This is a genomic window from Bradyrhizobium sp. USDA 4472, assembly GCF_054058595.1.
This window is the reverse complement of the sequence record NZ_JBSSAM010000001.1, coordinates 634,934-647,095: the sequence shown is the minus strand read 5'-3', so window position 1 is coordinate 647,095 and position 12,162 is coordinate 634,934. Positions and strand designations below refer to the sequence as shown.

Genomic DNA, 12,162 nt, shown 5'->3' with positions numbered 1-12,162 from the left:
GGGCGTAGCATGCTCTCGGGCACCACGCCCACATCGATAGGGAGGATGCCATGTATGCCGCCATCCGTCAGGCCAAGGCGAAGAGTGGAAGCGCCGAAGAGCTGGCGCGCCGCATCAAGGACGGCGCCGTTCCGATCATCAGCGACGTCGACGGCTTCAGGGCCTATTACGTGGTCTACGCCGGCGACGACACGGTGACCGCGATCTCCATCTTCGACAAGTTCGAGCAGGCCGAGGAGGCGAACAAGCGCGCCATCGCCTGGATCGAGAAGGACCTGGGCTCGCTGCTCGCAGGGCATGCGAGCGCTGCGGCGGGGCCGGTGATCGTGCATACGCTGGCGTGAGTCTCGTCGTTGCGAGGAGCGAAGCGACGAAGCAATCCAGTTTCCGGAGACAGCCTGGATTGCTTCGCTTCGCTCGCGATGACGAGACGGAGGAGAGAGCGTGCCTCACAGCTCCCTCGCATTCGAGAACGCGAAACTCGACACCCTTCTCGTCGTCTCGTCCAGGATCAGCGTGCGCGTGATCGGCGGCTCGGCGCGCTGGGCGCAGTTTTCGCGCTCGCAGAGCCGACAATTGACGCCGATCGGCGTGCCCTCGGTTTTCTCGAGATCGATGCCGGCGGCGTAGGTCAGGCGTGCGGCGTGGCGGATCTCGCAGCCGAGTCCGATGGCGAAGCGCGGCTGCGGCAGCGGGTGCGGTGCGACCGGACGACGCACCATCTGCGCAATCGAGAAATAGCGCGTGCCGTCGGACAGTTCGATCACCTGCTTCAACAGGCGATCGGGCGTGTCGAAGGTCGAGTGCACGTTCCACAGCGGACAGGTGCCGCCGAATTTCGAAAACGGGAAGGTGCCGGACGAAAACCGCTTCGACACGTTGCCGGCATTGTCGACGCGCAGCAGGAAGAACGGGATGCCGCGAGCGTTTGGGCGCTGCAGCGTGGTGAGGCGATGGCAGACCTGCTCGAAGCCGGAATTGAAGCGCTGGGCCAGCACGTGGATGTCGTAATTGAGCGCTTCGGCCGCCGCGAGGAAGGCCGGGTAGGGCATCATCACGGCTGCTGCAAAATAATTGCCGAGCGTGATCCGGAACAGCCGCCGCGGCGCGTCATCGAGCGGGCCGGCGCGACCGATGATGGTCTCAAGGGCTTGCGCGCATTCCCCTAAGCCGAGCTGGAAGGCGAGCTGGAAGGCTCGACCGGGTGGATCCACCAGCTCCGAGATCAGGAGCTGGCGGCGGTGGCGATCGAAACGACGCAGCGTCTCCCGCATCACGTCGACGGGCATGATCCGGGTCTGGATCGAATGCTTTTCGCGAAGGCGCGTGACGAGCGCCGCATAGAGTTCCTCGGCCGGGACGTTCAGTTCGTCGCGCAGGTTTTCCGCGGCCTGTTCGAGCTCCGGAAAATAATTGCGGTTGGCCTCGATCAGCTCGCGCACGCGCTCGACCGGATTGGCCTCGTAGCGCGTGCCGACGTCGCGGTCCGCCATTTGCGCGGCCGCCAGCGTCTCGCCCTGGCGGGCCTCAGTATAGGCGGCATACAGTCGTTGCAGCGCATGGGTGACCCCGGGGCAGAGCTCGGCGAGGTCGCGCAGCTCCTGCTTGGGAACGTCGATCTGGCGGAACAGCGGATCGGAGAAGATCTCGTTGAGCTCGGCGAAGAAGCGGTCCTCGTCGGCGGTGGCGAGGTCGCGCAGATCGAGGTCATAGGTCTCCGCCAGCCGCAGCAGGATCTGCGCCGTCACCGGGCGCTGGTTCCGCTCGATCAGATTGACGTAGCTCGGCGAGATCCCGAGCCCCTCGGCAATCTGGGTCTGCGACAGCCCCAATTGCTGGCGGATCCTCCGGAAGCGCGGGCCGACGAACAGTTTCTTCCCGGATTCGGCGGGCATTGTCAGGTCTCCAGAGTGGTCAAGGTCAGCATTTCTGACCTATAATTCACAAAATTTACAAAATTACATCTACTACATGTTCTGATGTTACATGACATCACCATTCAATTACAAGGGATCTGTACGAACTTCTGTTTCTGGCGTTTATCTCACGCCACGCATTTCGCAATGCATTGTCAAAAATGTCGATGACGGGCATCGCTCCGTCATCCGTCGAGAAGGATAAGGCACATGAACTACCAGCCTCGCGGCATCAGCACCCTCCAGGGCCCGGCTTCCTATCAGAGCGAAGTCGAAGCGGCCCAGGCGCTCCTTGAGACCCAGCCGACCTGGAACGGCGTGTCAGCCGAGGCCGTCGCCCGCATGCGCCTGCAGAACCGCTTCAAGACCGGTCTCGACATCGCCCGCTACACCGCGGCGCTGATGCGGGCCGACATGGCGGCCTATGACAAGGATCCGACCAAGTACACCCAGTCGCTCGGTTGCTGGCACGGCTTCATCGCCCAGCAGAAGCTGATCTCGGTCAAGAAGCACTTTGGTGGCAAGACCGATCGCACCTATCTCTACCTCTCCGGCTGGATGATCGCGGCATTGCGCTCCGAGTTCGGACCGCTGCCCGACCAGTCGATGCACGAGAAGACCGCGGTGCCGGCGCTGATCGAGGAGCTCTACACCTTCCTTCGTCAGGCGGATTCCCGTGAGCTCAACGATATCTTCCGCGCGCTCGACAAGGCGCGCAAGGAAGGTGACAAGACGCGCGAGAAGGAGCTGATCGCGAAGATCGACAACTTCCAGACCCATGTCGTGCCTGTCATCGCCGACATCGACGCGGGCTTCGGCAACGCCGAGGCGACCTATCTTCTCGCCAAGAAGATGATCGAAGCGGGCGCCTGCGCGCTCCAGATCGAGAACCAGGTCTCCGACGAGAAGCAGTGCGGTCACCAGGACGGCAAGGTCACGGTTCCGCACGAGGTGTTCATTGCCAAGATCCGCGCCTGCCGCCATGCTTTCCTCGAGCTCGGCGTCGAAGACGGCATCATCGTCACCCGGACCGACTCGCTCGGCGCTGGTCTCACGCAGCAGATCGCCGTGAGCCACAAGCCGGGCGACATCGGCGACCAGTACAACAGCTTCCTCGATTGCGAGGACATCACCGCGGAGAACGCCCGCAACGGCGACGTCATCATCAACCGCAACGGCAAGATGATGCGCCCGAAGCGGTTGCCCTCGAACCTCTATCAGTTCCGTCCCGGCACGGGCGAGGACCGCTGCGTGCTCGACAGCATCACCTCGCTGCAGAACGGCGCGGACCTGCTCTGGATCGAGACCGAGAAGCCGCATATCGAGCAGATCGCCAAGATGGTCGACCGCATCCGTCAGGTCGTCCCGAACGCCAAGCTCGCCTACAACAACTCGCCGTCGTTCAACTGGACCATCAACTTCCGTTGGCAGGTCTATGACGCGTGGAAGGAGGCGGGCAAGGATGTCAGCAAGTACAGCCGCGCCGAGCTGATGAAGCCGGAATACGACGATACTCCGCTGGCCATCGAAGCCGACGAGCGCATCCGCACCTTCCAGGCGGACTCGGCCAAGCGCGCCGGCATCTTCCACCATCTGATCACGCTGCCGACCTACCACACGGCCGCGCTGTCCACCGACAACCTCGCGAAGGAATATTTCGGGGAGCAGGGCATGCTCGGCTACGTCAAGAACGTGCAGCGCCAGGAGATCCGTCAGGGCATCGCCTGCGCCAAGCATCAGAACATGGCCGGCTCCGATATCGGCGACGACCACAAGGAATACTTCGCAGGTGAAGCTGCCCTCAAGGCGGGCGGCGCCCACAACACGATGAACCAGTTCGGCTAACGCCACTCAACAGGAGACTGACAATGACCAAAGGCAGCAATTTCTGGGTGATCGGCGGCGAGTTCGGCTCGATGAACTTCCACAAGCTCGTCGAAGGCTCGGCCCAGGTTCAGGGTCCTTTCAAGACCCGCAAGGAGGCCGAAGACGCCTGGCGCTCGGTTTCGGAAGAGAACCGCCACAAGGCCGGCGTCCGTTTCTCGATCGTGGAAGAGCCGTCGCGGGTTTCGGCCTGACGGCTGCCTGACAAATAGAAGAAAACGTCCAAGGACGGAGGGTCCCATCCGGCGCAAGCCGGCTGGGATCGTCTGTTTTTGGCACACATGGATGGCCTGTGGGCGCTGTAAGTATCTGGAATTGTGGCCCTTTGCGGAGGTCATGGTTGCTGATAGGTTAACGGCGTCGAGTAAGGACGAGGCCGACAATGTCAGAGCCCGAGACCAGCGGTATCAATCCCGGCCAGCCCCGCCCGGTGCGGCTGCGCGATGCGCTGTTGCGCGCGCGGATCGAGGCCGCTGATCGGACCGGGGTCGTCGTCGACCTCCGGGATGCCGAGGTGGCACGGCTCGAAATCCTCAACGACGCGCTCGATCCCCTGTTCGCGCAGGTGCCGGACAAGATCGATTTGTTCGACCGCGGCATCAGCCAGGGCGATACGCCGAGACTCTGGATCGACGTCGTCGCCCACATCATCATGGGCCGCGACAAGCGGCAGTACCGCTTCGTCCAGGACACCCGCTTCGGCCGCATCGTGCTCGCCGAATCGCACGACACTTCCGTCATCGTCGAAGCCGTCACCGACTACGTCGCCCGCCGCATGATCGAGCGCGAGCATGCGATGGTCGTGCCATCGGAGCCGAAGCCCGAGGTTGCGGAGCCACCGCGCCGCTCGCGCGTCTGGCCGTTCGTGCTCGGATTCATTCTCGGAGCCGCCGCACTGTTCGGCCTCGCCCTGCTCGCGGAATTGCGGAGCTGGTGACAATCCTTCAGCGACCTACACCAGCCGTGCGCGCTTGATCTCGCGGACCTGCATGGCGTGATCGATGCTTCGCACGATCTGCTCGCAGCGCCAGCCGGCATTGTCCTTCTCGATTCTGAACAGATTGTAGGCTGCCGCCGGATAGTGCCCGTGTGCGAGCGCGGACGCCGACGGCACGCCGATCGCGGGAATGTTGCCGTTGCGGCCTTCGAACCACATCGTCGAGTGGATGTGGTCGTGCCCGTGCAGGACCAGTTCGACGCCGTGACGCTTGAGCAGCGCAAGCAGCGCAGCCGAGTCCGTCAGCCGCTTCTGGCGCGCGTCGGATTTCAGCGGGTGATGCACCAGCAACACCCGGAAGACGTCCTCGGCCGCGAGCTGGTCGAGCACGCGTTCGAGATCGACGAGTTGATCGCGTCCGAGCGTGCCCGTCGCCATCAAGGGTGCGGTCGGCACCGCGCTGGAGAGGCTGATCAGTGCGGTCGGCCCGCGGCGGCGCAGGCTCGGAAAGCCGACCCTGCCGTCGTCGCTTGTGAGATAAGGCGCGAAGGTCTCCCCAAAGCGGTGATACGTGGCCCGGACATAGGCATCGTGATTGCCCGGGATCGTCGTGACGCGGTCGGGCGGGCCGACCTCGTCGAGCCAGGCGCGGGCGGGCGCGAACTCCGCCTCCATCGCCAGGTTGACGAGATCGCCTGTGACCGCGATGTGGTCGGGCGCCTGCGCCCGCAGATCGGCGACCAGCGCGTCGAGCACCTCGCGGCGCTGGTATTTGTGGCGGTTGCGCGACCAGTTGACATAGCCGAGCACACGCTTGCCGGCGAGCTCGATCAGCCGCGGCTTCGGCAGGGGCGGCAGATGCGGGTCGGACAGATGGGCGAGCGTGAAAGGTGCCGAGAAGGATGTCATCGCGCGCGATTGCCTCGCTATTCCCTTGCTGTAATGGCAAGGTCGCGCCAACTGCGCAAGCGAAGCCTGAAAAGGCGCATCATGAGAGGCCGATGGGGAAGCGCCTGGACGAGATCCGACGGAGATTCGAGCCGCTGCTGCGGCACGTCTTCCACGCCTATTTCCTGGTGGTGCGTGGCATGACCCTGGGCGTCCGCGCCGTGGTGCTCGATGCCGACAACAAGGTGTTTCTGGTCAAGCACAGCTACGTCGCGGGCTGGTACCTGCCCGGTGGCGGCGTCGACTTTGGCGAGACCATGGAACAGGCGATGCGCCGCGAGCTCAAGGAGGAGGGCGATATCGACGTGACCGGGGAAGCCGTGCTGCACGGCATCTTCCTCAACAGCCATATCTCCCGCCGCGACCACGTCGCGGTCTACGTGGTCAGGCATTTCCGGCTGGACCGGCTGCCTGCGCCGAACCGCGAGATCATCGAATGCGGCTTCTTCGACCCCGCTGCGCTGCCGGAGGGCACGACGCGGGGCACGCGGCTGCGCATCGCGGAAGTGCTCGACGGCAAGCCGGTGTTGGCGACGTGGCGGTGAGGGGTCCATCGACTTTGGCAGGCATAGGTGATAGATCGCGCGAAGTTTCCAGGCTTCCACGTTTCGGGCTGTCGACATGAGCACGCAAATGCCGGTTGTCGGCGAACGGAATGTTTCGTCCGATCTCGAGCTCACCATTTTGATGCCGTGCCTCAACGAGGCCGAGACGCTCGCGACCTGCATTGCCAAAGCACAGTCGTTCCTTCGGCGGACAGGGGTCGCCGGCGAGGTGTTGATTGCCGACAACGGCAGCACCGACGGCTCGCAGGATATCGCCAGGCGCGGAGGCGCACGCGTCGTCGACGTTCCCGTTCGCGGCTACGGGGCTGCGCTGCGGGCCGGGATCGCGACGGCGCGCGGCAGCTATATCGTGATGGGCGACGCCGACGACAGCTACAGCTTCGACCGCATCGACGCGTTCCTGGAGCGGCTGCGCGCGGGTGACGACCTGGTGATGGGCAACCGGTTTCGCGGCGGCATAGAACGAGGAGCGATGCCGTTTCTCCATCGCTATCTCGGCAATCCCGTCCTGAGCTGGTTTGGACGGCTCTTCTTCGGTTCGGGGCTTGGCGACTTTCACTGCGGCATGCGCGGCTTCTCCAAGGCCGCAGTGTCGCGGCTCGATCTGCGCACGACCGGGATGGAATTCGCAAGCGAGATGGTGGTGCGAGCGACCCTCGTCAGACTGAAGATTTCCGAGGTGCCGACCACGCTGTCGAAGGACGGACGATCCCGTCCGCCGCACCTGCGGACGTGGCGCGACGGCTGGCGTCACCTCAAGTTTCTGCTGCTGTATTCACCGAGATGGCTGTTCTTCTACCCTGGCGCGCTTCTGGTTGCGGTGGGCACTGCGCTCAGCGGCCTGCTTTTCTTTGGGCCGATCAGAATCGGTGGAATAGGATTCGACATTCGCACGATGCTGGTTGCGTGCACCTGCCTGATCGTGGGCATCCAGGCCATCTGCTTTGCGACGATTGCCCGCAGATTTGCAGCGGATTTGAACCTTCTTCCGTCGCCACGACTTGGCCGCGTCATCGACGCGTTCACGCTCGAGCGTTTCGTCTTTGGCGGCGCTGCGATCCTTGTGATCGGGATCGTCGGCCTGATCACGGCGGTGGCCAGGTGGGGTGAAGTCAATTTCGGATCGCTTGACGTCTCGAGCCTGCTTCGGGTGGTGGCTCTCTCCACGACCGCGATCACCGTCGGTGCCCAGCTGGTCTTTACGGGCTTTCTCGCCGGCCTCATGTCGATCAAGCAGTCGTAAGCACGCGTGTGCTCCGGGATTCAGTGGAAAGTCGATGAAAATTCTCAAGCTCGCTTTCGGCCTGGTCTGCCTGCTGATCCTTGCCGGCAATATGCGCACGTTGTCGCGCTGGACCGAAGCGCGCGGCGTCTATGACGACGTCTGCTATCTGCGTCAGGCTCACCTGTTTCAGCTTTATGGGGTCGGCGGCCTCGATACGGACGTCTCCCGAGACGGGGATCACTTCCTGGCGCGCAAGCTGAAGGAGATCGGCTTTCCGCAAGACAGGCTCGCGCCGTGCCATCCGCCGGCCAAGAGCGGCAAATACGTCTTGCAATATCCACCGGGAACCGGATTTCTGCTGGCTCTCTTTCCGGAAGGGCAGCAGGTGGTCCCGCTTTATGCGGCTGCGAGCCTGATCGTGACAGGTTTCGCGCTGCTCGGCATCTTCGCCGCGCGGTCCGCTCAGACAGTCGTTGGAGCGGGCGTGTTCGGCGCCCTTGCCGTGTACATGATGATCAATCCGACGAAGGCCAGTTATTCCATGGCCCCGACGATGGCGATCTGCGCCGCCGCGGGGTATCTGACGGCGCATTGGCTGGCCATGGGCGAGCGTGAAAAATGGTCGGTATCGTTGATCGGTCTCCTGCTCGGATTGTCGGTCAATTTCAGACTGCCAAACCTGTTCCTGGTCGCAGGCTACGTTCTGTACCTGGGCATCGCATTCCTCCGCGCGCGTACCGGCGCATCATTCGTGCGAGGGTTGATCTTTTGTCTCGCCTATGTCGCCGGCATGATACCGACCTTGGTTGCCAACGCGATCAATGCCGGCAGTCCATTTGCGACGACCTACGGTTCGGAGGATGCCATCGGACCCGAATTCAACCTGGAAATTCTCGGCCATTATCTGCATGACCTGCAATTCGGGCTGATACTGCTCGCGATCGGATCGACCGCGTGGCTGCTGCGGGTCGGCGACAACGGAGCACGGCAGGTCGCCCTCCTCGTCGCCGGCAATCTCCTGGTCAATCTCTTCTTCTTCCTGAGCCACCCGATTTTCACGCCCTACTACGTGGTTCCGGTCACCATGCTCTCGCTGTGGAGCGTTTGCTTCACCGGTGTCATGCGGCCGCCCCGGTTCGCCAGGGAGGGGCAGCTCGGATAGGTGGACTGCGACCCCGCTCCGGTGGACCTTGGCCTTTCCAGATGCTACTGCGCTAGCCGACATGAACGATCTCGCAATCACCATCAGTCCCGAAGCGCCGGGCGACGCCCAGGCAATCGAGCGGCTGCACGAGCGGACGTTCGGCCCGGGCCGTTTCGTGCTCAGCGCCTATCGCATCCGCGAGCACGTCGATCACCTGCTCGACGTCTCCTTCACCGCCCATATCGGCACGCTGCTGGTTGGCTCCGTCAGGCAATTGCCGGTCATGATCGGCGAGACACCCGCGCTGCTGCTCGGACCCCTCACGGTCGAGCCGCCGTTTCGCAGCCGCGGCATCGGCCGCATGCTGATGGAGCGGGCCTTGAAGGATGCGAAGGACAGAGGGCATCGCATCGTGCTGCTGGTCGGCGACGAGCCCTATTACAGCCAAGTCGGCTTCAGGCCGGTCGAGAAGGGCCGCGTTACCATGCCGGGCCCGGTCGATGCCGCGCGTATCCTGGTGTTCGAGCTCGTTGACGGCGCGTTTGCGGGCGTCTCGGGCACCGTCGCTCCCGACTGGAGCAAGGCGCGGGGATAGCGCACCAAGCACGGCTCGAGGCTTACATGTTCCGCGTGACGGCCGATACTTTGCAGGCCTATGTCGATTTCGATCCGGAGCGAAAGCGCGATCTGATCGCGCTGCATGAGCTGGTCGTATCGGCCGCTCCAGCCCTCAAGCGCTACTTCCATCGCGGAACGCCGGCGGGAGAGGCGGGAATGCGCATGAGGATGATCGGCTATGGAAAGTTTCGCTACGCGGTCAGGTCAGGAACAAGCGTGGAGTGGCCGGCGATCGGCGTTGCGCTCCAGAAAAGCTACATCAGCGTCTATGTGGCGGTGACCCGACACGGCGCGCCGGTCGTATCCCATTATGCCGGAAAGCTCGGCGAGCTACGGCTCGGACACAACAACTTCAGTTTCGAGCGCTTCGACGACCTCCAGCATGATGCGGTATCGGCCCTGGTCGCCGAGGTTGCCGGCATCGTCAAAGCCGATCCTGAGAATCCCGTTCGCTACATGCAGGGCTCGTAATCTGCCGGGGCCCCCTGTGATTCCAAAGCTTTGAATGCGAAAGCCTGACCCGCTATACCGTCGGCGCGGTTTATGCCAAAAACCGGTGGCGAAGCTGACAAAGGATTCTTGAAGTTTGGCCGCACCCAAGAAGGGCGCCCCGCCCGCGGAACGCCAGAACGGGATTGATCGGACCATCGATCTCCTGGAAGCGCTGCTGCATTTGCGCGCGCCGTCCAAGCTCAGCGAGCTCGCCAAGCAAATGGGCGCGCCGCGGTCGACGGTCTATGCCATCGCCAACCGCCTGATCGAGGCGGACCTGCTCGAGAGTGTCGGCGACGGCGGTCAGGTCTATTTCGGCAAGGCCGTGCACCTCTATGGGCGGGCCTATGCGGAGGCCAATCCCCTGCATCGCCGCTGCCGGGAAGCGCTCGACCGGCTGGCGACCCAGCACAGCGCGACAGCGCAACTCTGCGCCTTGCGCGGCCGCAAATATGTGGTGGTCGATACCAGGGATGGGTCGGGCCTGTTCAGGATCACGACGGATGTTGGCGTCGAAGTGCCGCTGCCGTGGACCGCATCCGGCCGGTTGCTGCTGGATCACATGAGCCCGGCGGAGATCCGCGCGTTCGTTCCGAAAGAGGATTTTCGCCTTCCGGACGGCCGCATGCTCGACATCGACGATTTCATCAGGGACGTGGCGCGCGCGCGGCGTGACGGCAAATGCGTGACGACGGCGCTGTCCGACCGGTTCACGTCATGTCTTGCCGCGCCCGTTCGTGACAAGAAGGGTGTCGCGGTCGCGACGCTTTGCTTCGTCGTGCCTGCGGATTCGGTGAAGGAGCGCAGGGCTGCGCTGCTCGACGATTTGGTCGCCACCGCAACCGAACTCTCGGACAATCACTGATTCATTGACCAGCAGCGCGACGGCCGATGCCGCTGTTGCTCTCGTCGCGGCCGAATCTGCGTGGAGGCCAGGCATTCTCGCATGTCCGCTCTTGACATCGTGTCGCGGGACTATCTAACGTGACGCTATAAGATAATACAGTCTACTATAAGAGACAATTTGGGTGCGGGCGCGGCGAGCTTTCCGGTTCTTTGTGTCGGGGAGCGGCGCGATCCTGCGTTTCCAGGCGAGGATTCAAAATGGCGAAGGCAGGCCAACAGGTACCCGGGCGACGCTGGCTGATCGGTTGTCTCCTCGGCGTCGGAATTCTCATCAACTACATCGATCGCGTCGGGCTCTCCGCCGCGACGCCGGAGCTCACCAAGGAGCTCGGACTCACCGCCACCGACATCGGGCTGCTCGGCAGCGCGTTCTTCTGGACCTATTCGCTGCTGCAAGTCCCCGGCGGCATGGTGCTCGACCGCTTCGGCGTCACCACGGTCGGCCGTGCGTCCAGCTTCCTCTGGGCCGTTGCCGCCACCATCACCGCGCTCGCCAGCGGTCTCTGGGGCATCGCCGCGGCGCGCCTGTTGCTCGGCGTCGCGGAGGCGCCGGCGTTTCCGGCCAGCCAGAAGGCAACCGGTCACTGGTTTCCGCTCGACGAACGCGCGCGCTCGACCGCGATCTTCGATTCCGCTGCAAAGTTCTCCAACGTGATCGGCGTGCCGCTGGTCGCCTATGTGATCTTTCTCTATGGCTGGCGCTGGGGCTTTGGCGTCACCGCGCTGCTGAGCTTCCTGTATTTCGTCGCCTATTACCTCATCTACCGGAATCCGAGCGAGGATCCGAAGCTCTCGAAGGCGGAGCATGACTACATCATCACCGGGGGCGGCACGCCAGAAGGTCCGGCCACGGCGGGACAGAGCCGCATGCTCGGTTATCTCCTGCGCAACCGCAAGGTCTGGGGGCTGACCATCGGCTTCTCCGCCTATGGTTACACCTTCTATCTCTTCCTCACCTGGTTGCCGGGCTATCTCGCCCAGACCATGCACATGAACCTGATGTCGGCCGCGGGCTATTCGACGATCCCCTGGATCTTCGCGACGTTGTCGGACCTGCTGATCGGCGGCTTCCTGGTCGATCATCTGATCGCGCGCGGCTACGACTCGACGCGCGTGCGTCAGTCGGTGATCATCGTCGGCATGCTGATGGGGCTCGCCGTGATCGGTGCCGCCTTCACCGTGAAGCCGGGCTGGGCGCTGCTGTGGTTGTCGATCGCGATCTCGGGGCTATCGGCCGCGGCGCCCGTCGGCTCCTCGATCGTGTCGCTGATCGCGCCGAAGGGCGGGGCAGGAACCGTCGGCGGCATTCTGAATTTCACCAACAACATGATGGGCGTGCTCGCGCCGATCGTGACCGGCATCGTGGTCGACTGGACTCAATCCTTTGCCGGGGCTTTCATGATCGCAGGTGTCGTGCTGCTGATCGGCATCTTCTTCTATGTCGTGGTGCTCGGGCGGATCGAATCGATTCCCGATCTCGCCGAGGCGCCGTTGCCAAACGCCGTGCCGGTGCACTGAGGAGGGGG

Annotated in this window: 13 protein-coding genes; 11 read left to right on the top strand and 2 right to left on the bottom strand. The window is 63.5% G+C overall.

Annotated elements, in window-relative coordinates:
- The first annotated feature begins 50 nt into the window (after positions 1 to 50).
- On the top strand, positions 51 to 344 hold the full coding sequence (locus ACVWZ4_RS03065; protein ID WP_074120044.1) for an antibiotic biosynthesis monooxygenase: 294 nt from the start codon (positions 51 to 53) through the stop codon (positions 342 to 344).
- Between the two features lie 105 nt (positions 345 to 449).
- On the opposite strand, the gene ACVWZ4_RS03060 is transcribed toward ACVWZ4_RS03065, so the two are convergent.
- Positions 450 to 1,895: a helix-turn-helix domain-containing protein gene (locus tag ACVWZ4_RS03060; protein WP_456739822.1), complete on the bottom strand. Its 1,446-nt coding sequence runs from the start codon at positions 1,893 to 1,895 to the stop codon at positions 450 to 452.
- 231 nt (positions 1,896 to 2,126) lie between these two features.
- Here ACVWZ4_RS03060 and ACVWZ4_RS03055 point away from each other — a divergent pair, with 231 nt between their 5' ends.
- From ACVWZ4_RS03055 to ACVWZ4_RS03045, 3 genes are all read left to right on the top strand, one after another.
- Positions 2,127 to 3,761 (top strand): isocitrate lyase, encoded by a 1,635-nt coding sequence (locus ACVWZ4_RS03055; protein ID WP_456737842.1) that lies wholly within the window; start codon positions 2,127 to 2,129, stop codon positions 3,759 to 3,761.
- Positions 3,762 to 3,784: 23 nt separating this feature from the next.
- Positions 3,785 to 3,994: a DUF4170 domain-containing protein gene (locus tag ACVWZ4_RS03050; RefSeq protein WP_008137787.1), complete on the top strand. Its 210-nt coding sequence runs from the start codon at positions 3,785 to 3,787 to the stop codon at positions 3,992 to 3,994.
- 188 nt (positions 3,995 to 4,182) lie between these two features.
- Positions 4,183 to 4,737 (top strand): hypothetical protein, encoded by a 555-nt coding sequence (locus tag ACVWZ4_RS03045; RefSeq protein WP_456702036.1) that lies wholly within the window; start codon positions 4,183 to 4,185, stop codon positions 4,735 to 4,737.
- Between the two features lie 15 nt (positions 4,738 to 4,752).
- On the opposite strand, the gene ACVWZ4_RS03040 is transcribed toward ACVWZ4_RS03045, so the two are convergent.
- Complete coding sequence (locus ACVWZ4_RS03040; RefSeq protein WP_456702037.1) at positions 4,753 to 5,646, bottom strand: metallophosphoesterase family protein; 894 nt, start codon at positions 5,644 to 5,646, stop codon at positions 4,753 to 4,755.
- Positions 5,647 to 5,738: 92 nt separating this feature from the next.
- On the opposite strand from ACVWZ4_RS03040, the gene ACVWZ4_RS03035 reads away from it, so the two are divergent.
- The 7 genes from ACVWZ4_RS03035 to ACVWZ4_RS03005 all read left to right on the top strand — a co-directional run bounded on the left by ACVWZ4_RS03035 (position 5,739) and on the right by ACVWZ4_RS03005 (position 12,154).
- Positions 5,739 to 6,230 carry an NUDIX domain-containing protein gene (locus tag ACVWZ4_RS03035; protein WP_456702038.1) on the top strand — a complete coding sequence of 164 codons (492 nt, stop codon included), beginning with the start codon at positions 5,739 to 5,741 and terminating at the stop codon, positions 6,228 to 6,230.
- A 76-nt stretch (positions 6,231 to 6,306) separates the two neighbouring features.
- Complete coding sequence (locus ACVWZ4_RS03030; protein ID WP_456737844.1) at positions 6,307 to 7,494, top strand: glycosyltransferase family 2 protein; 1,188 nt, start codon at positions 6,307 to 6,309, stop codon at positions 7,492 to 7,494.
- A 34-nt stretch (positions 7,495 to 7,528) separates the two neighbouring features.
- A complete protein-coding gene (locus ACVWZ4_RS03025) occupies positions 7,529 to 8,638 on the top strand; it encodes a hypothetical protein (protein WP_456739821.1) in 1,110 nt (369 codons plus the stop codon).
- Positions 8,639 to 8,699: 61 nt separating this feature from the next.
- Positions 8,700 to 9,215, top strand: coding sequence for a GNAT family N-acetyltransferase (locus tag ACVWZ4_RS03020; protein WP_456737846.1), 516 nt, complete (start codon positions 8,700 to 8,702; stop codon positions 9,213 to 9,215).
- Between the two features lie 26 nt (positions 9,216 to 9,241).
- A complete protein-coding gene (locus ACVWZ4_RS03015; protein WP_456739820.1) occupies positions 9,242 to 9,709 on the top strand; it encodes a hypothetical protein in 468 nt (155 codons plus the stop codon).
- A 115-nt stretch (positions 9,710 to 9,824) separates the two neighbouring features.
- Complete coding sequence (locus ACVWZ4_RS03010) at positions 9,825 to 10,595, top strand: IclR family transcriptional regulator (protein ID WP_456739819.1); 771 nt, start codon at positions 9,825 to 9,827, stop codon at positions 10,593 to 10,595.
- 239 nt (positions 10,596 to 10,834) lie between these two features.
- The gene (locus ACVWZ4_RS03005) at positions 10,835 to 12,154 is read left to right on the top strand and encodes an MFS transporter (RefSeq protein ID WP_456737848.1); all 1,320 of its coding nucleotides are present in this window, start codon (positions 10,835 to 10,837) and stop codon (positions 12,152 to 12,154) included.
- Positions 12,155 to 12,162 lie beyond the last annotated feature (8 nt).

Excerpts from the sequence above, each read along its gene's own strand:
- ACVWZ4_RS03050 (WP_008137787.1), top strand. The coding sequence starts at position 3,785 with ATGACCAAAGGCAGCAATTTCTGGGTGATCGGCGGCGAGTTCGGCTCG.
- ACVWZ4_RS03030 (WP_456737844.1), top strand. The coding sequence starts at position 6,307 with ATGAGCACGCAAATGCCGGTTGTCGGCGAACGGAATGTTTCGTCCGAT.
- ACVWZ4_RS03040 (WP_456702037.1), bottom strand. The coding sequence starts at position 5,646 with ATGACATCCTTCTCGGCACCTTTCACGCTCGCCCATCTGTCCGACCCG.
- ACVWZ4_RS03025 (WP_456739821.1), top strand. The coding sequence starts at position 7,529 with ATGAAAATTCTCAAGCTCGCTTTCGGCCTGGTCTGCCTGCTGATCCTT.
- ACVWZ4_RS03015 (WP_456739820.1), top strand. The coding sequence starts at position 9,242 with ATGTTCCGCGTGACGGCCGATACTTTGCAGGCCTATGTCGATTTCGAT.
- ACVWZ4_RS03045 (WP_456702036.1), top strand. The coding sequence starts at position 4,183 with ATGTCAGAGCCCGAGACCAGCGGTATCAATCCCGGCCAGCCCCGCCCG.
- ACVWZ4_RS03020 (WP_456737846.1), top strand. The coding sequence starts at position 8,700 with ATGAACGATCTCGCAATCACCATCAGTCCCGAAGCGCCGGGCGACGCC.
- ACVWZ4_RS03035 (WP_456702038.1), top strand. The coding sequence starts at position 5,739 with ATGGGGAAGCGCCTGGACGAGATCCGACGGAGATTCGAGCCGCTGCTG.
- ACVWZ4_RS03065 (WP_074120044.1), top strand. The coding sequence starts at position 51 with ATGTATGCCGCCATCCGTCAGGCCAAGGCGAAGAGTGGAAGCGCCGAA.
- ACVWZ4_RS03055 (WP_456737842.1), top strand. The coding sequence starts at position 2,127 with ATGAACTACCAGCCTCGCGGCATCAGCACCCTCCAGGGCCCGGCTTCC.
- ACVWZ4_RS03060 (WP_456739822.1), bottom strand. The coding sequence starts at position 1,895 with ATGCCCGCCGAATCCGGGAAGAAACTGTTCGTCGGCCCGCGCTTCCGG.
- ACVWZ4_RS03005 (WP_456737848.1), top strand. The coding sequence starts at position 10,835 with ATGGCGAAGGCAGGCCAACAGGTACCCGGGCGACGCTGGCTGATCGGT.